Origin of the sequence: Pseudoxanthomonas sp. Soil82, from assembly GCF_040446535.1 — a bacterium.
GTDB classification, from domain to species: Bacteria; Pseudomonadota; Gammaproteobacteria; order Xanthomonadales; family Xanthomonadaceae; genus Pseudoxanthomonas; species Pseudoxanthomonas kaohsiungensis.
The window spans coordinates 348861-366898 of sequence record NZ_JBEAAK010000001.1 but is presented as its reverse complement, the minus strand read 5'-3'; the positions used below and the strand labels follow the sequence as shown (position 1 = coordinate 366898).

Here is an 18038-nt window from a genome sequence, read left to right as displayed (position 1 = left end):
GGCCCCGCTCTACAATGCACGGATGACACAGCCCGCATTCCCCAGCGAGTCCACCACGCTGCTGCTCGACGGCCCCGCCGGTGCGCTCGAGGTCGCCATCGACTTCCCGGAGCCCGCCGACGCCCGTCCGCTGCTGGCCGTGGTCTGCCATCCGCTGCCGACCGAAGGCGGCACCATGCACAACAAGGTCGTGACCATGGTCGCCCGCGCGCTGCGCGAACTCGGCGCGACCACGGTGCGCTTCAACTTCCGCGGCACCGGCGGCTCGGCCGGCGCATTCGACCATGGCAAGGGCGAGCGCGAGGACCTGCGCGCGGTGGTGGAGTGGGCGCGGGCGGGGCACCCGGGCCACGCACTGTGGCTGGCGGGTTTCAGCTTCGGCGCCTATGTCAGCCTGTCCGCCGCCGCCGCGCTGCGGCCGGATGCGCTGATCTCGATCGCGCCGCCGGTCGCCGGCCGCGGCTGGGAGTTCGACGACATCGAGATTCCCGAGGTGCCGTGGCTGGTCGTGCAGGGTGATGCCGACGAGATCGTCGACGCGCAATCGGTCTACGACTGGGTCGACTCGCTGCCGCGCAAGCCGCAGCTGGTGCGCATGGTCGACACCAGCCACTTCTTCCATCGCAAGCTGATCGACCTGCGCGGCGCCATCCAGCACGAAGTGAAGGCGTGGCTGCCGCCGGCATGAGCCAGGCCGACGCGGTCCGCACGCCCTCGCAGGCCTACGCCGACGGCGCCGCCGCCGGGCGCTGGCGCGACGATCCGGCGCAGCACCCGGCGCTGCGGGAACTCGATCGCGTCCAGCGCGAGCTGCTGGCGGCCACGCCGACCGGCTGGCGGGCGCGGCTGGGGCTGGGCGGACGCCCGGCGCCGGTAAAGGGGTTGTACCTGTGGGGCGGCGTTGGCCGCGGCAAGACCTTCCTGGTCGACCTGTTCTACGAAGGCCTGCCGCTGGAGCAGAAGCGGCGCACGCATTTCCACCGGTTCATGCGCGGCGTGCACGAGCAGTTGCGCGAACACGCCGGGCAGTCCGATCCGCTGGCGAAGATCGCGCGCGAATGGCGCGAACGGCTGCGCGTGCTGGTGCTGGACGAGTTCTTCGTCACCGACATCGGCGACGCCATGCTGCTGGGCCGGCTGCTGGAGCGGCTGTTCGCCGAGGGCGTGACCCTGGTAACCACCTCCAACACCGCGCCGCAGAACCTGTATCGCGACGGCCTGCAGCGCGAGCGCTTCCTGCCGGCGATCGCCCAGCTGCGCGAACACTGCGTGGAGCTGGCCGCCGACGGCCGCGAGGACTACCGACTGCGCGCGCTGACCCGCTCGCCGGTGTACCGCACGCCGCTGGACGCCGGCAGCGAGGCCTGGCTGGCCGAGCGCTGGCAGGCGCTGGCCTCCGGTGCGCCGGCGCGCGACGGCAGCATCCGGATCGAGGGCCGTCGCATCGGCGTGCGCGGCCGCGGCCATGGCGCGGCCTGGTTCGACTTCACCGAGCTGTGCGAGGGACCACGCTCGACCGACGACTACATCGAGATCGCGCGCGAGTTCCAGATCGTGCTGCTCGGCGGCATCCCGCGCTTCGATGCGAACAGCGAGGATGCCGCGCGCCGCTTCGTCAACCTGGTCGACGAGTTCTACGACCGCCAGGTGACCCTGGTGTGCACCGCCGCCGCGCCGCCGGTGGCGCTGTACGAGGGCAAGCGCCTGGCCGGTGCGTTCGAACGCACCGCCTCGCGGCTGATCGAGATGCAGAGCGCGGAGTACCTGGCGCGCACGCACCGCGGCTGAGGCGGCGCGTCAGGGCAACGGACCCAGCCACCCGGTGATGACCGGATGCCGCGCACGGACCGCCGCGACCAGCAGGTCCAGCGCCAGCAGCGCGATGAGCCCCGCCCCGAGCCGCATCAGGCCGTCCCCGGCGATGGTCGCCACGTGCAAGGCGCTGGCGGCGAACGCCAGGCCGAGCACCAGCGCCAGCACGCGGCCCGCGGTTCGAAGCGTTCCCCGGGATGGCGGTGTCATGCGCGGCTCCATGTGGGCAGGGCGGGATCAGCGCCGCGGCGCGCGCCGCAGGTGCCATCCCGCCAGTCCCAGCCACGCCAGGTAGAGCGCGATCACGACCTTCTGCGATCCGCCCCGCGGCAGCGCCTTCCACAGCGCATGCAGCCACAGGCCGGCGAACGCCAGCGCGGCCAGGACCAGCAGCGGCCGGGCGACCGCACGCCAGTGCGGGTCGCGGTGCAGCGAGGCGGACTGCAAGAGCATCGCCGTGCCGACCAGCAGGAAGGCGGCAATCGCCGACACGCCATGGATGAACGCGCCGGCATCGCTGGCCGGGTACCCGGGACTGGCGCCGGGCCAGGTCGCGGTGACGGCGAGCGCCAGACCGCCCCCGACCAGCAGCACCGGCACCAGCGTGTAGCGCGCGGCGGGCACCAGCGAGCGTTGCAGGGCGGCGGCGAGCAGGACGGTCGCCATCGCCAGCCCGTAATAGGCCGCCTGCAGCCACGCACTGCCCGGACCGGCCAGGTAGAAGCTCAGCGGCGCCTGCCACCAGTCGTACTCCACGCGCACGGCCTGCACCCCGACGGCGCTGGCGCAGAACACCAGGACCAGGCCGAGGACGAGCGTGCCGAGGCGGGCGGGAGTCGAGGGTGGCGCGGACATGGGCGCAGTGTGGCCGATGCCGGCGCGCCGGGGGAGCGGAGACGCCGCGCTCAGCGCACCAGCGCGTCCAGCCAGCGGTCGACCGCGGCCGTGTAGTCCGAGGGCAGGCCTAGCTCGCGGTTGACCTGGCCGTGCGACAGCGCCTGCGGAAGCACCCGGACGGCCACGCCCAGGGTCGTGGCCCTGGCCTGGAAGGCCTGCGCCTGCGGGCAGGCGTCGTTGCGGCGGGTCGAACACACCACCAGCATGGACACGGCCTGCGCGGTGAGCTGGTGCTGCGGCGAGGCGGCGACCCAGTCGTCCGGATCGGGTCCGAACGCACGGTGGTACAGCGGCGGCAGGCGCGGGCGCCGCATCATGTCCGGCACATCCAGCACACCGCTGTCGAGCGAGACTACGCCGAGCGGCGGCGAGGCCCCGGCCTCGCTCCACAGCGATGGCGAAGCGCCCACCAGTGCGGCCAGGTGGGCGCCGGCCGAGTGCCCCATCAGCACCACGCGCGAGGGGTCGGCGCCCCAGTCCGGCGCGAGCCGCTGCACCCGGGCCAGCGCGCGCGCGACGTCGCGGGCCTGGTCGAGCGGCGCGGTGTCCGGGCGCATGCGGTAGTTGGTCGACACCAGCGCATACCCCTCCGGCAGCCACTTGCCGGCCTTGCCCTCGACCAGGCCGGGATTGTCCTTGTTGCCGTTGGCCCAGCCGCCGCCGTGCACGAGCAGGATCACCGGCGCGTCCCGCAGCGGTTGCGCCGGCAGGTAGGCGTCGAAGCGTTGCCTGGGATCGTCGCCGTAGGGGATGTCTCCCAGCACCCGGGCGCCGGTGGGCAGGTTGGGCGGTTGCGTGGCCGGTTCGCGGGAGGCCTGGCGCGCCTGCTGCAGGGGCTCCCGCCAGCCCTGGGCGGACGCATCGCCAGCTCCCAAAACAACGACAAACAGGGCGGCGGACAGGCGCGCGAGGATGTTCGGCATGGCTCCAGCTCCGTTCGGGGACACGCTGGGAAACGCGGTGGACAGGCCCGGGTTGACCGTCGCCGGCGCCGGATGTAAAGCATGGTCGACACCACATCGCGTATTGACGGGCTGGCGGTCCCACAATATCTTGTGGTTGTCGGTTCCGGCGGCCCGCTCGCCACCGGATCAAAAGGGAAGCCGGTGACGCGCCTCGCGCCAGTCCGGCACTGCCCCGCAGCGGTAATTGGGAACGAACCCGCCATCGAGCACTGGGGCCTGGCCCCGGGAAGCGGCGGAAGTAGGAGGACGGCCCCGGCCCTCCACGCCCATGAGTCCGAAGACCTGCCGACAGCCGCGCGATGCACACCGCGCGGTGCCGGCCGCGGAGTCTCCGGGGGGAGATGGCTGGCGACGCAGGGCCAGTCCGCAGTCCGCCTGCCGGTTCTCGCCTCCTGCGACGCCGCTTTTCCATCCTCCGGATCCACCGGCCATCCGCTGCCCCGCGAGGGATGGGGCCGCCGCGTGCGCCACGCATGGAGGAGCAACCGTGAGCCAGACCGATACCGCCGTCGCCGGCGCCGCCGCCGCGTCCCCGGACGACGCATTCCAGCTGACCCCGCCGCCGACGGCCACCGCGATGAGCGTGACCAAGCGCAACGGCGGCCGCGAGCCGGTGGACCTGAACAAGATCGTGCGCGCGGTGCAGCGCAGCTGCGAGGGCCTGCATGCGGTCGACCCGATGCGGGTGGCCACGCGCACCATCTCCGGCCTGTACGACGGCGCCAGTACCCGCGAACTGGACGAACTGTCGATCCGCACCGCCGCGCTGCTCACCGGCGAGGAGCCCGAGTACAGCCGCCTGGCCGCGCGCCTGCTGGCCGCCTACATCGCCAAGGAGGTCACCGGCCAGGAGATCCATGCGTTCTCGCAGTCGGTGGCCCGTGGCCACGAGGTCGGGCTGATCAACGACCGCCTCCTCGGCTTCGTCCAGACCAACGCGCGCAAGCTCAACGACGCGCTCGACCCCTCCCTGGACCTGGGCTTCGACTACTTCGGCCTGCGCACGCTCTATGACCGCTACCTGCTGCGCCATCCGCACACGCGCAAGGTGATCGAGACCCCGCAGCAGTTCTTCCTGCGCATCTCCTGTGCGCTGAGCGAGGACGTGCCCGAGGCGCTGGCGCTGTACCGGCGCATGGGCCAGCTCGACTACCTGCCGTCCTCGCCGACGCTGTTCAACAGCGGCACCACCCACGAGCAGCTGTCCTCGTGCTTCCTGCTCGATTCGCCGCAGGACACGCTGGAGTCGATCTACGCCAGGTACGGCGACATCGCCCAGCTGTCCAAGTTCAGCGGCGGCATCGGCGTCAGCTACAGCCGGGTGCGCTCGCGCGGCTCGCTGATCCGCTCCACCAACGGCCACAGCAACGGCATCGTGCCGTGGCTGAAGACGCTCGACTCCTCGGTCGCGGCGGTCAACCAGGGCGGAAAGCGCAAGGGCGCCGCCTGCGTCTACCTGGAAACCTGGCACGCGGACATCGAGGATTTCCTCGAGCTGCGCGACAACACTGGCGACGAGGCCCGGCGCACCCACAACCTCAACCTGGCCAACTGGGTGCCGGACCTGTTCATGCAGCGGGTGGAGGCCGACCAGGAATGGTCGCTGTTCGACCCGCGCGTGGTGCCGGAGCTGGTCGACCTGTACGGCGAGGACTTCGAGCAGGCCTACCTGCAGGCCGAGGCGCAGGGCAAGGCGGTCAGGACGTTGCCGGCACGCAAGCTCTATGCACGGATGATGCGCACCCTGGCCGAGACCGGCAACGGCTGGATGACCTTCAAGGACAAGTGCAACCGCGCCAGCAACCAGACCCTGCGCAGCGGCAACGTGATCCACCTGTCCAACCTGTGCACCGAGATCCTGGAGGTCACTTCGGCCGAAGAAACCGCGGTGTGCAACCTGGGTTCGATCAACCTGGCCAACCACTTCGACGACGACGGCCCCGCCGGCACCGGCACGTTCGACTTCGACAAGCTGGCCGAGACCGTGCGCCTGGCCGTGCGCCAGCTCGACCGGGTGATCGACCTGAACTTCTACCCGATCGAGACCGCGCGCCGCGGCAACCTGCGCTGGCGGCCGGTCGGGCTGGGCTGCATGGGCCTGCAGGACGTGTTCTTCCGCCTGCGCCTGCCGTTCGACAGCGAGCAGGCCCGGGCGCTGTCGGCGAAGATCGCAGAGACCATCTACTTCCATGCGCTGGAAACCTCGGTCGAACTGGCGCAGGAGCGCGGCCGGCATCCGTCGTTCGCCGATACGCGGGCGGCGAACGGCGAGTTGCAGTTCGACGCCTGGGGCGTGGTGCCGGAGGACGTGGAGCGCTGGGACGCGCTGCGCGAGCGCATCCGCGAGCACGGCCTGCGCAACTCGCTGCTGGTCGCCATCGCCCCGACCGCCACCATCGCCTCGATCGCCGGCTGCTACGAGTGCGTCGAGCCGCAGGTGTCGAACCTGTTCAAGCGCGAGACGCTGTCGGGCGACTTCCTGCAGGTCAACCGCTACCTGGTCGCCGAGCTGAAGAAGCTCGGGCTGTGGACCGACGAGGTGCGCGACGCGATCAAGCTGGCCGAGGGCTCGATCCAGGGCGTGGCGCAGATCCCCGAAGCGCTGCGCCAGGTCTACCGCACCGCCTGGGAGCTGCCGATGCGCGCGCTGATCGACATGGCCGCCGGCCGCGGCGCGTTCATCGACCAGTCCGCCTCGCTCAACCTGTTCATGGAAAGCCCGAACATCGGCGCGATGTCGTCGATGTACATGTACGCCTGGAAGCAGGGCATCAAGACCACCTACTACCTGCGCTCGCGGCCGGCCACGAGGATCGCCAAGACCACCGTCGGCCACGCGACGTCGGCGGCGCCGAAGCCGGACTACAACCCGGCCGAAGCGGTGGCCTGCTCGCTGGAGAACCCGGAGGCGTGCGAGGCCTGCCAGTAGCCAGACGGCGGGTCGCCGCGAGGCCGCCCGCCCTGGCAAGGAGAGGAGAACGGCGATGAAGCGGTACGCCAACCATTCCGGCGACTCGGGCGTGGAGGCCTACCGGACCACCGCGGGCTCCATCTTCGTCCGCTTCCGCAACCGACCCGAACCCTACGAGTACCGCAGCACCGGCCGCGCCGGCCCGGAAAAGGTCGCGCGGATGAAAGCCCTGGCCGCGGCCGGCCGGGGCCTGGCCACCTACATCAGCCGGTACGCGCACGACGACTTCGAGCGCTGACCGCCACACCGTCCCCTGGAGCAGGCAGGACGCGGGAACAGGATGTTCCGGGCACAAGGACGTGCCGACCCGCGCCGCCTCCCAACGCACCGAGACCCGCACCATGTCCACCCATCGCCAGCTCCTGCTCGACCCCGGCTTCGAACTGACCCTGCGGCCGATGCGCTACCCGCAGTTCTACGACATGTACCGCGACGCGATCAAAAACACCTGGACGGTGGAGGAGATCAATTTCCAGATCGACATCTCCGACCTGCACGCGAAGATGACGCCGGCCGACCGGCACCTGATCCACCGCCTGGTCGCGTTCTTCGCCACCGGCGATTCGATCGTGTCCAACAACCTGGTGCTGAACCTCTACCAGCACCTCAACGCGCCCGAGGCGCGGATGTACCTGTCGCGCCAGCTCTACGAGGAGGCGCTGCACGTGCAGTTCTACCTGACCCTGCTCGACAACTACCTGCCCGACCCGGGCGAGCGCGCCAAGGCCTTCGCCGCGGTGGAGAACATCCCGTCGATCAAGAAGAAGGCCGACTTCTGCTTCAAGTGGATCGATTCGATCCACGGCCTGCGCAGGATCGAAACCCGCGAGCAGCGCCGCCAGTTCCTGCTCAACCAGATCTGCTTCGCCGCCTGCATCGAGGGGCTGTTCTTCTTCGCCGCCTTCGCCTACGTCTACTACTTCCGCTCGCGCGGCCTGCTGCCGGGCCTGGCATCGGGCACCAACTGGGTGTTCCGCGACGAGAGCTGCCACATGGAGTTCGCCTTCGAATGCGTGCGCACGGTGCGCGAGGAGGAGCCTGACCTGTTCGACGAGGCCATGCAGCGGCAGGTGTACGACATGCTGGACGAGGCGATCGAATGCGAGCTGCAGTTCGCCGAGGACGTGCTGTCCGGCGGCGTCGCCGGCATCTCCACCCGCGACATGCGCCAGTACCTGCAGCACTGCGCCGACAACCACTTCGCCAAGCTGGGCATGGCGCGCCGCTACCACGCACGCAACCCGCTGCCGTTCATGGAGCTGCAGGACGTGCAGGAACTGACCAACTTCTTCGAGCGACGCGTCTCGGCCTACCAGGTCGGCGTGCAGGGCGAGGTGGGGTTCGACCACGCGTTCTGAGGACTGGGCGCGCGGGTGCTTGATGCCGGCACGGCGAGCAGTTTCAATGTGAAATGCCTGCCGATCGCCGCGATATCCCATGTCCGCTGTTCCGTCGCCGGTTCCTGGGGGCCGGGCTGGGACTGGGCGCCCTCGCTGCGATGCCCGGCAGGGCCTGGGCCGCCCCCCGCCGCGACGTCGACGCCGACTGGATCCCGTCCCCGGAGTTCCTCGCCGACCTGCCGCGGCAGATGCAGGCGCTGGGGGTGCCCGGGATCGGGATCGCGGTGGTGGAAGCCGGCCGGCTGGCCTGGTCGCGCGGGTTCGGCGTCATGCACGCGCAGCAGCGCACGCCGGTCACCGACGCGACCCTGTTCGAGGTGGCCTCGCTGAGCAAGCCGGTGTTCGCCTACGCGGTCCTGCAGCTGGCCGACCGCGGCGAACTGGCGCTGGACCGGCCGCTGGTCGCGTACGCGCGCCCCGAGTACCTGGATGGCGGGCCTGCGGCGAAGGCATGGCTGGACGCGATCACCGTGCGCGACGTGCTGCGCCACTCCACCGGCTTGCCGGACTGGCGCGAGGATCCGGCGAACCAGGCGCTGGCGCCGGCGGTGGCGCCCGGCACGCGCATCGACTACTCGGGCGAGGCCTTCGTCTGGTTGCAGCGCGTGGTCGAGGCGGTCACCGGCGAGAGCCTGGACCAGACGTTGCAGCGGCTGCTGTTCGCGCCGGCCGGCATGCGCGACAGCAGCTACGCCTGGAGCGCGGCGATGGCCGAGCGCTCGGTCTACGGACACCGCGCGCCCAACGCCGCCGGTCCCGCGGACGGAAACGGCGGCATGCCGCCGCAGATGCTGCGCGAGCAGTGGACGGCGGCGCAGGCCATCGCCGATCGCACCGGCACGCCGCTGTCGGCGTGGCGCTACGAGGACGCTGCGCGCTTACTGCCGCAGGTGCAGGCGATCGCGCCGCCGGGCCTGGTCGCCTGGCCGGCGGACATCCTCGCCAATGCCGCCGCCAGCCTGCGCTGCACGGTGCAGGACTACGCCCGCTTCATGGCACTGATGGTGCACGCGCGTCCGGCGGCGTGGGAGCTGCGCCCGGCCACGCGCGCGGCGATGCTGAGCCGGCAGATCGACGTGCCCGGGCGCTGGACCGACAAGGGCCTGGGCTGGAACCTGGAACGGACGCCACGCGGGCCGGTGTTCTACCACTCCGGCAGCAACGGCGGGATCTTCAAGAGCTTCGCCCTGGGCGACCTGGCGCGCCAGCGCGCGATCGTGATCTCGACCAACGCGGCCAACGGCAACCTGCTGTATCGCCGGGTAGTGCGCGCGGCGACCGGCCTGGACCTGCTCGCGTTCGACGTCTAATCCAAGGCCACGTTACGGCGGACAGCCATGCCCTTGCAGCCGGGCCCGCGCACCCCGCGACGCCACCGTGATCCGGGCTTGCGCTACGCTGCGCCCGGGAGGCTGACCGCGCAGGAGCATGTCGATGTCCGAAGTCCCGACCGCCGAGGCGCGCCCGACCCAGGCGCGACTGCTGCACATGGTGTTCCCCGACCACACCAACCACCTGGGCACGCTGTTCGGCGGCCAGGCGCTGGCGTGGATGGACATGGCCGCGTTCATCGTGGCCTCGCGCTGGGCGCGCACCACGGTGGTGACCGCGCGCTCGGAGCAGGTCGACTTCAACCAGCCCATCCACAAGGGCGACCTGGTCGAGGTGGTCGCCACGATCGTCAAGGTCGGCCGCAGTTCGATGAACGTCGAGGTCGAAGTCATCACCGAGAACCTGCTCAGCGGCGAGCGCAAGCTGTGCACGCGCGGCCGCTTCGTGATGATCGCGCTCGATCCCCTGGGCCAGCCCACCGCCGCGCCGCCGCTGCCGGGCTGACCGAGCCGGTGGGCAGGCAGGGCAGGTGGCGCCAGGATCCCGAACCGTCGCCGTTGCCATTGGCGTCATGCCGCGCGCAGGCCAGGCGCCCCAACCGTCCCCGGAGCCGTTGCAGTCCGCACGAAGCCCTCCCTGCTGGCGACCCGGGCGCCGACACCGGTCGATAACCGTCGCGCCGCTGGCGGTAGGGGAAGTCCGGCTCCTACGCCGGCGGGGCTTGCGGGTGGCGTTGTTCCCATGCCGCCAGCGCCTGCCGGTACTGCTCCAGTGCGTCGGCATACAGGTCGTAGACGCAGATCGGGCAACCGCTCTCGCAGCATTCCTGCGGCAACGGCTTTTCCGGGGGCTGCGGTCGCGGATCGTCCGGGATGGAAGCCGCGGAAAGGGAAGGATCGTCGTTCACGACGCACAGCCTAGCAGCGGTATCCGCTCGTCGGGCGGCGGTGCTGCGGCAAACAGCACAGGGGGAGGCGCAGTTGCCGCGCCCTCTGAACAACCGCCGCCGCGCCTGCGCGCGGCGGCGGTGCCGGCTCAGGCGATCGAGGCGCGGTAGATCGATTCGATCGTGGCGTCGAGCGCCTGGTTGAACTCGGCGTCGCCCTGCTGCGCGCTCAGGCCCTCGGTCAGGGCGCGGCTGAAGCTGGCGATGACGCCCGGGTTCTTCGCCAGCTTGGCGTTGGCTTCGTCGCGGCTGTAGCCACCCGACAGCGCCACCACCTTGAGCACGGCCGGATGGTCGACCAGTTCCTGGAAGAAGCCGTCCACGCTCGGCAGCGTGAGCTTGAGCACCACCGGGGTGGCCGGATCGAGCTGGTCCAGGCGCGCGAGCAGGCCCTTCTTCAGCTCGACCTCGATCGCTTCCTTGTCGGCGGCCTTGATGTCGACCTCCGGCTCGACGATCGGCACCAGCCCGGCGGCCAGCACCTGGCGCGCCAACTCGAACTGCTGGTCGAGCACCTTGGCGATGCCGGCCGGGTTATTGGCCTTGATCACCGAGCGCTCCTTGGTGCCGAACACACCCTTGGCCTTGGCCCGTGCCAGCAGTGCGTCAAGCCCGGGGATCGGCTTGAGCAGCTGCACGCCATCGGCCTCGTCCTCCAGGCCCTTGTCGATCTTGAGGAACGGCACGACGCCCTTGTCTTCCCACAGGTAGGCGACCGCGTCCTTGTCGCCGAAGCGGTCGTCCATCGTGCGCTCGAACAGGATCGCGCCGACCACGCGCTCGCCGGTGAAGGCCGGGCTGGTGACGATGCGGCTGCGCATCTGGTGGACCAGCGCGAACATCTCCGCGTCGCCGGAATAGGCCGATTCGTCGATGCCGTACAGCTTGAGCGCCTTGGGCGTGCTGCCACCGCTCTGGTCGAGCGCGGCGATGAAGCCCTGGCCGGCGGCGATGCGGTTCTTCTGGTCCTGGTTGATCGACACGGTTGGCGTTCCTGTCTGCGGGCAAGGGCCGCGATGGTAGCGCGAGCCTCGTTCCACCGGTACGAGACAACGCTGTCAACGCCCAGGACGGCCGCCATGCGCTTCCGGCGTGCCCACGGGGCTTGCGCGCGTGCGGCCCCGGCCCCATCGACCTGTGTCATGGACGCAATCCCGCACCCCGCGCCCGTCGCCGGCAGCGACCGGCCCGGCGCGCTGCACGAATTCCTCGCGCGCCACCGGCGCCTGTTCGTGCTGACCGGCGCCGGCTGCAGCACCGCTTCGGGCATCCCCGACTACCGCGATGCCGAGGGCGGCTGGAAGCGGGTCCAGCCGGTGACGTTCCAGGCGTTCACCGGCGATGCCGCCATCCGCCGTCGCTACTGGGCCCGCAGCCTGGCCGGCTGGCCGCGCTTCGCCGCCGCGCGCGCGAACGCGGCGCACCAGGCGCTGGCCGCAATCGAGGACGATGGACGAATCGAAGCGCTGGTCACCCAGAACGTCGACGGCCTCCACCAGCAGGCCGGCAGCCGCACCGTGATCGACCTGCACGGGCGCCTGGACCGAATCGTCTGCCTGGGATGCGGCGCGCTGTCGCCGCGCGCCGACTTCCAGCACGAGCTGGTGCACCGCAATCCCGGTTGGGACCGCTACGCGGCGGGGACGGCGCCGGATGGCGACGCGGACCTGGACGGCGTGGACTTCGCCGGCTTCGCCGTGCCGGCGTGCCCTCAGTGCGGCGGCATGCTCAAGCCCGATGTCGTGTTCTATGGTGAAAGCGTGCCGCGGGCGCGGGTGGAGGCGGCGGTGGCGCACCTGCACCGCAGCGACGGCATGCTCGTGGTCGGGTCGTCGCTGATGGTCTATTCCGGCTTCCGCTTCGCGCGGATGGCGGCGGAGGCCGGGATACCGCTGGCCGTGCTCAACCTGGGCCGTACCCGGGCCGACGGCCTGGCCACGCTCAAGATCCACGCCGATTGCGCGCTGGCGCTGGCGCGCCCGGGGCGCACCGGATCCGGGCAGGGATGACGCGATCCCCGCTCCGGGCCTAGGATCCTCCGCCACGGCCTTGCCGGCACGCCTGCCAGCGCAGCCCGGTTCCAGCGGCACCGGGCTGCGGGCTGGCCTCGCCGTCGGCGATGTAACGGGGTGCAGACCCCAGGAGAGCGCATGTCGCCGGTCGCCGTGTTGAAGGTGTCGATCATGCTCAGCGCGTTCCTGTACGTGTTCGCGCTGGCACTGCGGGCACGCGCCGGCGACCTAGCCCACCTGTTCCACCGCTGGCGCGCCGGCCTGCGCGCGTTCGCCGCGATGTTCCTGGTGGTCCCGGCGATCACCGTGGCCGTGGTCGCCGCCTTCGACCTCAAGCCGGAGGTGGAGGTGGCGTTGCTGGTGCTGTCGCTGTCGCCGGTGCCGCCGATGCTGCCGGCCAAGCAACTGCAGGCCGGGGCGGGCGGTTCGTACATCGTCGGCCTGCTGGTGGCCGCCGCCCTGGCCTCGCTGCTGGTCATGCCGCTGGGGCTGCACCTGCTGGGCCACCTGTCACGCGTCGCGCGAGAGGTGCTGGTCGCCAGCGTGGCCCTTCCCTTGGCCACTACCGTCGTCGCGCCGATGCTGCTGGGCCTGGCCGCCGGGCGGCTGCTCGGCGACGCGCGCGCGATCGCGGTGGCGGCCGTGGTGGGTCGGTTTGCCCTGGTGCTGCTGCTCGGATGCGCCGCGGTGCTGCTGCTGGCCATGGCGCCGGACATGTGGCGGTTGCTCGGTGGCGGCACGCTTGCGGCGGTGCTGGCGATGATCCTGGCCGGACTCGTCACCGGCTACCTGCTTGGTGGGCCGGTCAAGGAGCACCGCGCCGCGCTGGCGCTGGCGGCGGCTACCCGCCACCCGGGCGTGGCCCTGGGCGTCGTTGCGGCAGCTTTCCCGGGCCAGCGGCTGGCCCTGGCCGCGGTGCTGATCCCGGTCGTACTCAACGTGCTGGTCGGCATTCCCTTCCTGCGTCTGGTCCGGCGCGTGCGCGCCTGAGACGGCCACGCCCGCCGCCGCCACGACGCACTGATCCACCCATGCGGCTTGATGCCGGCGCCGACGCCGGGTGCAATGCGGCTCCCCCGCCGTCATGCCGCGCCCCCCATGAGCCTGCTGTTCTCGCCGATCTCCTTCGGCCCGCTGCAACTGCCCAACCGGATCGTGATCGCGCCGATGTGCCAGTACTCGGCGCACGACGGCTGCGTCAGCGACTGGCACCACATCCACCTCGGCAACCTGGCGCTGTCCGGGGCCGGCCTGCTGGTGCTGGAGGCGACGGCGGTGGAGCCGCGCGGCCGCATCAGCCATGCCGACCTCGGCCTGTGGAACGACGACCAGGAGGCCGCGCTGGCCGCGCTGCTGGCCTCGGTCAGGCGCTGGTCGCCGATGGCGCTGGGCATCCAGCTCGCCCATGCCGGGCGCAAGGCGTCCACCGCGCGGCCCTGGGAAGGCGGTGGCGCGATCGCGGCCGACGATCCGCATGGCTGGGCCACGGTCTCGGCGTCGGCGCTGGCCTACGACGAGCGCCACGAACGACCGCAGGCCCTGGACGCGGCCGGCATCGACGCCCTGGTCGAGGATTTCGTGCAGGCCGCGCGCCGCGCGGTACGCGTGGGCCTGGACCTCATCGAGATCCACGCAGCGCACGGTTACCTGCTGCACCAGTTCCTGTCGCCGCTGAGCAACGCGCGCGACGACGCGTACGGCGGCAGCCTCGAGAACCGGATGCGGCTGGTGTTGCGCGTGTTCGACGCGGTCCGGGCCGCCGTGCCGTCGTCGGTCGCGGTCGGGGTGCGCATCTCCGCCACCGACTGGGTCGAGGGTGGCTGGGACCTGGCGCAGAGCGTGGCCCTGGCGCGCGCGCTGGATGCGCGGGGCTGCCACTTCATCCACGTCTCCAGCGGCGGCCTGGATCCCCGGCAGCAGATCAGCGCGGGCCCCGGCTACCAGGTGCCGTTCGCCGAGGCGATCAAGGCGCAGGTGGCGATGCCGGTGATCGCGGTGGGCATGATCACCCAGCCCAGGCAGGCCGAGGCGGTGCTCGCCGAGGGCCGCGCCGACGCGGTCGCGCTGGCCCGCGGCATCCTCTACGACCCGCGCTGGCCCTGGCATGCGGCGGCCGAACTCGGCGCCAGCGTGGTGCCCGCGCCGCAGTTCCTGCGCTGCGAGCCGCGGGAAGCGCGCGGCGTGTTCGCTGCCGCGTAGGGGATCGCCCAGGAGGCAGCGGGGCAAGCCCCGCTCTACGGTGCTTGGGGCGCGGAGGGAGAGCGGCCGCCGCGAACCCGTCCATGGTGCGGTATCGGCTGCAACCGACGCGCCACGCCGGGGCGGGCCTCGCCTACCATGGCGCTCCTATGCGCAACGACCACATCCTCGCCCTGTCGTGCCCGGATCGCACCGGCATCGTCTATCGCGTGTCCGGCCTGCTGTTCGGCCAGGGCTGCAACATCGTCGACGCCCAGCAGTTCGGCGACGACGAGACCGGCCGCTTCTTCCTGCGCGTGCATTTCGAGGTACCCGAACCGGGCGTGCTGCCGGTGGTACGCGAGCGCTTCGGCCACCTGGCCGAGGAGTTCGACATGGACTGGCAGATCCACGACGCACGCCGGCGCGCGCGGTTGCTGGTGCTGGTGAGCAAGCAGGGCCATTGCCTCAACGACCTGCTGTTCCGCGCCCACAGCGGGCAGCTGCGGGTGGACATCGCCGCGGTCGCATCCAACCACGACGATTTCGCCGCGTTGTCCGCGTCGTACCGGGTCCCGTTCCACCACCTGCCGGTGGATGCATCGAACCGCGCGACGCAGGAGCAGGCGATCATCGACCTGGTGGAGAAGGAGCGCATCGACCTGGTGGTGCTGGCGCGCTACATGCAGATCCTTTCGCCGCGCCTGTGCGAGGCCCTGTCCGGGCGCGCGATCAACATCCACCACAGCTTCCTGCCCAGCTTCAAGGGCGCGCAGCCGTACCACCAGGCGCACGCGCGCGGGGTCAAGATCATCGGCGCCACCGCGCACTACGTCACCCCGGACCTGGACGAGGGCCCGATCATCGAGCAGGACGTGGCCCGCGTGGACCATGCCATGACTCCGCGCGACCTGGTCCGCACCGGCAGCGACATCGAATCGCAGGTGCTGGCGCGCGCGGTGCGCCGACACGTCGAGCACCGGATCCTGCTCAACGGGCACAAGACCGTCGTGTTCCGCTGAGCCTGCACGGTCGGCACGCGGACGCAGGCGCGATCTCGTAGAGCGGGGCTTGCCCCGCTGCTCCCTGCACCACGGTACGAATCCGGATCCCGTGCCAAGGGCAAAGCCCCGGGTTGCGGGTGCGGCCGGGTGCTATGCGCAAAAAAGCAGCGGGGCAGGCCCCGCTCTACGGGGAAGCGGCCGGCCCGGCGTCCATGGCCCGCCGTTCAGTAGCCCAGCCACGCCCGCAGCGGATGCGCCGGCTCGGCCAGCAGCTTCAGCGCCAGCAGCAGCGAGACGGTCACCAGCAGCGGCTTGATCACCCGCGTGCCGTGCCGCATGGCGAAGCGCGAGCCCAGCTGCGCGCCGAGGAACTGGCCGGCGCCCATCACCAGCCCGACCTTCCACAGCACCGCGCTGCTGGCCAGGAACACGCCGAACGCGCCCACGTTCGAGCCGAAGTTGAGGAACTTGGTGTGCGCGGTGGCCTTGAGCAGGCCGAAGCCGGCCAGGCCGACGAAGCCCAGCATCAGGAACGAACCGGTGCCCGGGCCGAACACGCCGTCGTAGAAGCCGATCGCCGGGACGAAGGTCAGTCCGAACACGCGCGGGCTGATCCGGTGGTGGCGCTCGACCGCGCCGATGTCGGGCTTGAGCGCGAAGTACAGGGCGATGCCGACCAGCAGGAACGGCAGCACGGCCCGCAGCCAGCTGCCGGGCACGACCGTGGCCAGCAGCGCGCCGGCGACCGCGCCGAGGGCGGCGGTAAGCGCCATCGGCAGTTGCGCGCGCAGGTCGACATGGCCGTGCCGGGCGTACGACCAGCTGGCCGAGGCCGAGCCGAACAGCGACTGCAGCTTGTTGGTGCCCAGCGCCTGCAGCGGCGGGATCCCGGCCAGCAGCATCGCCGGCAGGGTGATCATGCCGCCGCCGCCGGCGATCGAGTCGATGAAGCCGGCCAGTAGGCCGGCGAGGAACAACAGCAGCAACAGCTGCAGGGCGAGGTCGGGCATGGGCCACCGGCGAAGGACCAACGCCGGCGCGGAGACGTGGCGTGCGTCGCCATTCTACGGCCCGGTGCCGCACGCGCGCGCCGCAACCGGTAGCATCGCCTCATCCCCTTGCGGAGTCGCTCGATGTCCCTGGCCTTCCGTTCCGCGGTTTCCCTGCTCGCCGGCGCCATGTCGCTGTCCCTGGCCGTGCCGGCGCTCGCCGACCCGGCCCAGCGTCCCGAAGTGGCAGCCGCCGCGCAGAAGTTGCAGCAGCAGGTGGTCGACTGGCGCCGCGACTTCCACCAGCACCCGGAGCTGTCCAACCGCGAGGAGCGCACGGCCAGGGTGGTCGCCGACGAGCTGCGGCGGATGGGCCTGGAGCCGAAGACCGGCATCGCCCACCACGGCGTGGTCGCGATCATCAAGGGCGGCAGGCCGGGCCCGAGGATCGCATTGCGCGCGGACATGGACGCGCTGCCGGTAACCGAACGCACCGGCCTGCCGTTCGCGTCCAAGGCCACCGCGCAGTTCCGCGGCGAGACGGTCGGGGTGATGCACGCCTGCGGCCACGATGCGCATACCGGGATCCTGCTCGGCGTCGCCCAGGCGCTGGTCGACATGCGGGCCACGCTGCCGGGCGAGGTGATGCTGGTCTTCCAGCCGGCCGAGGAAGGTCCGCCGGTCGGCGAGGAAGGCGGCGCCTCGCTGATGCTGGCGCAGGGGCTGTTCGACGGCTTCAAGCCGGAGGCGGTGTTCGGCCTGCACGTGTTCTCGACCGTCCCGGCCGGGCAGATCGCGGTGCGCAGCGGACCGCTGATGGCGGCCTCGGACCGGTTCAGCATCAAGGTGGTCGGTCGCCAGACCCACGGCTCGCGGCCGTGGGGCGGCGTCGATCCGATCGTGGCGGCCGCCGACCTGGTCGGTACCGCGCAGACGATCGTCAGCCGCCGCACCGACCTGGCCAAGCTGCCGGCGGTGGTCACCTTCGGCGCGATCAAGGGCGGCATCCGCTACAACATCATCCCCGACGACGTGGAGATGGTCGGCACCATCCGTACCTTCGACGAGGAGATGCGCCAGAAGATCTTCGCCGACCTGCGCAACGTCTCCGAGCACGTGGCCGCGGCGCATGGTGCGCGGGTCGAGGCGCAGGTGCCCGACAGCGAAGGCAATCCGCCGACGGTCAACGATCCGGCGCTGACCGCGAAGATGCTGCCGAGCCTGCAGGCGGTGGTCGGCGCCGGCAACGTGTTCGAGCCGCCGTTGCAGATGGGCGCGGAGGACTTCTCGCTGTACGGCCAGAAGGCGCCGGCGCTGTTCTTCTTCGTCGGCGCGACCGCCGCGGGCATCGACCCGGCGACCGCGCCGGGCAACCATTCGCCCGAGTTCCTGCTCGACGAGAAGGCGCTGGACGTCGGCTTCCGCGCGCTGCTGCAGGTGAGCCTGGACTTCCTGCACGGCACGACCGGCTGAGGATCGGATGACGGGGCGGCAGCGGAATCGCCCCTGGTATTTCGTAGAGCGGGGCTTGC

At 71.3% G+C, this 18038-nt stretch carries 18 protein-coding genes and 1 riboswitch; of the genes, 12 read left to right on the top strand and 6 right to left on the bottom strand.

The features are described 5' to 3' along the window. Positions 1 to 22: 22 nt before the first annotated feature. A complete protein-coding gene (locus ABKA19_RS01620) occupies positions 23 to 688 on the top strand; it encodes an alpha/beta hydrolase (RefSeq protein WP_353687358.1) in 666 nt (221 codons plus the stop codon). Beyond that, complete coding sequence (zapE, locus tag ABKA19_RS01615) at positions 685 to 1788, top strand: cell division protein ZapE (RefSeq protein WP_353688019.1); 1104 nt, start codon at positions 685 to 687, stop codon at positions 1786 to 1788. Before ABKA19_RS01620 ends, zapE begins: the two co-directional genes overlap by 4 nt. Before the next feature lie 9 nt (positions 1789 to 1797). Here zapE and ABKA19_RS01610 read toward each other — a convergent pair whose 3' ends face one another. From ABKA19_RS01610 to ABKA19_RS01600, 3 genes are read right to left on the bottom strand one after another with little or no spacing between them, the layout of a single operon-like run. Further along, positions 1798 to 2022: a hypothetical protein gene (locus ABKA19_RS01610; protein ID WP_353687357.1), complete on the bottom strand. Its 225-nt coding sequence runs from the start codon at positions 2020 to 2022 to the stop codon at positions 1798 to 1800. 27 nt (positions 2023 to 2049) lie between these two features. Continuing rightward, entirely contained in the window at positions 2050 to 2667 is a 618-nt protein-coding gene (locus ABKA19_RS01605; protein ID WP_353687356.1) for a DUF998 domain-containing protein, read from the bottom strand. 50 nt (positions 2668 to 2717) lie between these two features. Beyond that, complete coding sequence (locus ABKA19_RS01600; protein ID WP_353687355.1) at positions 2718 to 3632, bottom strand: alpha/beta hydrolase; 915 nt, start codon at positions 3630 to 3632, stop codon at positions 2718 to 2720. A 123-nt stretch (positions 3633 to 3755) separates the two neighbouring features. Further along, positions 3756 to 3978, top strand: a riboswitch (cobalamin riboswitch). A gap of 273 nt (positions 3979 to 4251) precedes the next feature. On the opposite strand from ABKA19_RS01600, the gene ABKA19_RS01595 reads away from it, so the two are divergent. The 5 genes from ABKA19_RS01595 to ABKA19_RS01575 all read left to right on the top strand — a co-directional run bounded on the left by ABKA19_RS01595 (position 4252) and on the right by ABKA19_RS01575 (position 9881). Continuing rightward, positions 4252 to 6603, top strand: a complete 2352-nt coding sequence (locus ABKA19_RS01595) for a ribonucleoside-diphosphate reductase subunit alpha (protein ID WP_353688018.1) — start codon at positions 4252 to 4254, stop codon at positions 6601 to 6603. Between the two features lie 55 nt (positions 6604 to 6658). Then, positions 6659 to 6883, top strand: a complete 225-nt coding sequence (locus tag ABKA19_RS01590) for a hypothetical protein (protein WP_353687354.1) — start codon at positions 6659 to 6661, stop codon at positions 6881 to 6883. A gap of 103 nt (positions 6884 to 6986) precedes the next feature. Further along, complete coding sequence (locus ABKA19_RS01585; protein ID WP_162375885.1) at positions 6987 to 8003, top strand: ribonucleotide-diphosphate reductase subunit beta; 1017 nt, start codon at positions 6987 to 6989, stop codon at positions 8001 to 8003. Positions 8004 to 8056: 53 nt separating this feature from the next. Beyond that, on the top strand, positions 8057 to 9355 hold the full coding sequence (locus ABKA19_RS01580) for a serine hydrolase domain-containing protein (protein WP_353687353.1): 1299 nt from the start codon (positions 8057 to 8059) through the stop codon (positions 9353 to 9355). A 124-nt stretch (positions 9356 to 9479) separates the two neighbouring features. Continuing rightward, on the top strand, positions 9480 to 9881 hold the full coding sequence (locus tag ABKA19_RS01575; protein ID WP_353687352.1) for an acyl-CoA thioesterase: 402 nt from the start codon (positions 9480 to 9482) through the stop codon (positions 9879 to 9881). A 202-nt stretch (positions 9882 to 10083) separates the two neighbouring features. Here the strand turns inward: ABKA19_RS01575 and ABKA19_RS01570 are convergent, their stop codons facing one another. Together ABKA19_RS01570 and ABKA19_RS01565 are read right to left on the bottom strand one after the other, a co-directional pair. Beyond that, positions 10084 to 10284, bottom strand: coding sequence for an oxidoreductase-like domain-containing protein (locus tag ABKA19_RS01570; RefSeq protein ID WP_353687351.1), 201 nt, complete (start codon positions 10282 to 10284; stop codon positions 10084 to 10086). 128 nt (positions 10285 to 10412) lie between these two features. Then, positions 10413 to 11306, bottom strand: coding sequence for a fructose bisphosphate aldolase (locus ABKA19_RS01565; protein ID WP_502945685.1), 894 nt, complete (start codon positions 11304 to 11306; stop codon positions 10413 to 10415). A gap of 159 nt (positions 11307 to 11465) precedes the next feature. Between ABKA19_RS01565 and ABKA19_RS01560 the strand changes: the two genes are divergently transcribed. From ABKA19_RS01560 to purU, 4 genes are all read left to right on the top strand, one after another. Next, positions 11466 to 12332 carry an NAD-dependent protein deacetylase gene (locus ABKA19_RS01560; protein ID WP_353687350.1) on the top strand — a complete coding sequence of 289 codons (867 nt, stop codon included), beginning with the start codon at positions 11466 to 11468 and terminating at the stop codon, positions 12330 to 12332. A gap of 141 nt (positions 12333 to 12473) precedes the next feature. Further along, positions 12474 to 13325: a hypothetical protein gene (locus ABKA19_RS01555; RefSeq protein ID WP_353687349.1), complete on the top strand. Its 852-nt coding sequence runs from the start codon at positions 12474 to 12476 to the stop codon at positions 13323 to 13325. 108 nt (positions 13326 to 13433) lie between these two features. Next, positions 13434 to 14534 (top strand): NADH:flavin oxidoreductase/NADH oxidase, encoded by a 1101-nt coding sequence (locus ABKA19_RS01550; RefSeq protein ID WP_353687348.1) that lies wholly within the window; start codon positions 13434 to 13436, stop codon positions 14532 to 14534. A 149-nt stretch (positions 14535 to 14683) separates the two neighbouring features. Then, positions 14684 to 15535, top strand: a complete 852-nt coding sequence (gene purU / locus ABKA19_RS01545) for a formyltetrahydrofolate deformylase (protein ID WP_162375879.1) — start codon at positions 14684 to 14686, stop codon at positions 15533 to 15535. Between the two features lie 206 nt (positions 15536 to 15741). Here the strand turns inward: purU and ABKA19_RS01540 are convergent, their stop codons facing one another. Continuing rightward, positions 15742 to 16527, bottom strand: coding sequence for a TSUP family transporter (locus ABKA19_RS01540; protein WP_353687347.1), 786 nt, complete (start codon positions 16525 to 16527; stop codon positions 15742 to 15744). Positions 16528 to 16695: 168 nt separating this feature from the next. Here ABKA19_RS01540 and ABKA19_RS01535 point away from each other — a divergent pair, with 168 nt between their 5' ends. Further along, a complete protein-coding gene (locus ABKA19_RS01535; protein ID WP_502945710.1) occupies positions 16696 to 17979 on the top strand; it encodes an amidohydrolase in 1284 nt (427 codons plus the stop codon). The last annotated feature ends 59 nt before the right edge of the window (positions 17980 to 18038 follow it).

Coding starts and splice junctions, on each gene's coding strand:
- ABKA19_RS01620 (WP_353687358.1), top strand. CDS start 23: ATGACACAGCCCGCATTCCCCAGCGAGTCCACCACGCTGCTGCTCGAC.
- zapE (WP_353688019.1), top strand. CDS start 685: ATGAGCCAGGCCGACGCGGTCCGCACGCCCTCGCAGGCCTACGCCGAC.
- ABKA19_RS01610 (WP_353687357.1), bottom strand. CDS start 2,022: ATGACACCGCCATCCCGGGGAACGCTTCGAACCGCGGGCCGCGTGCTG.
- ABKA19_RS01605 (WP_353687356.1), bottom strand. CDS start 2,667: ATGTCCGCGCCACCCTCGACTCCCGCCCGCCTCGGCACGCTCGTCCTC.
- ABKA19_RS01600 (WP_353687355.1), bottom strand. CDS start 3,632: ATGCCGAACATCCTCGCGCGCCTGTCCGCCGCCCTGTTTGTCGTTGTT.
- ABKA19_RS01595 (WP_353688018.1), top strand. CDS start 4,252: ATGAGCGTGACCAAGCGCAACGGCGGCCGCGAGCCGGTGGACCTGAAC.
- ABKA19_RS01590 (WP_353687354.1), top strand. CDS start 6,659: ATGAAGCGGTACGCCAACCATTCCGGCGACTCGGGCGTGGAGGCCTAC.
- ABKA19_RS01585 (WP_162375885.1), top strand. CDS start 6,987: ATGTCCACCCATCGCCAGCTCCTGCTCGACCCCGGCTTCGAACTGACC.
- ABKA19_RS01580 (WP_353687353.1), top strand. CDS start 8,057: ATGCCTGCCGATCGCCGCGATATCCCATGTCCGCTGTTCCGTCGCCGG.
- ABKA19_RS01575 (WP_353687352.1), top strand. CDS start 9,480: ATGTCCGAAGTCCCGACCGCCGAGGCGCGCCCGACCCAGGCGCGACTG.
- ABKA19_RS01560 (WP_353687350.1), top strand. CDS start 11,466: ATGGACGCAATCCCGCACCCCGCGCCCGTCGCCGGCAGCGACCGGCCC.
- ABKA19_RS01555 (WP_353687349.1), top strand. CDS start 12,474: ATGTCGCCGGTCGCCGTGTTGAAGGTGTCGATCATGCTCAGCGCGTTC.
- ABKA19_RS01550 (WP_353687348.1), top strand. CDS start 13,434: ATGAGCCTGCTGTTCTCGCCGATCTCCTTCGGCCCGCTGCAACTGCCC.
- purU (WP_162375879.1), top strand. CDS start 14,684: ATGCGCAACGACCACATCCTCGCCCTGTCGTGCCCGGATCGCACCGGC.
- ABKA19_RS01540 (WP_353687347.1), bottom strand. CDS start 16,527: ATGCCCGACCTCGCCCTGCAGCTGTTGCTGCTGTTGTTCCTCGCCGGC.
- ABKA19_RS01535 (WP_502945710.1), top strand. CDS start 16,696: ATGTCGCTGTCCCTGGCCGTGCCGGCGCTCGCCGACCCGGCCCAGCGT.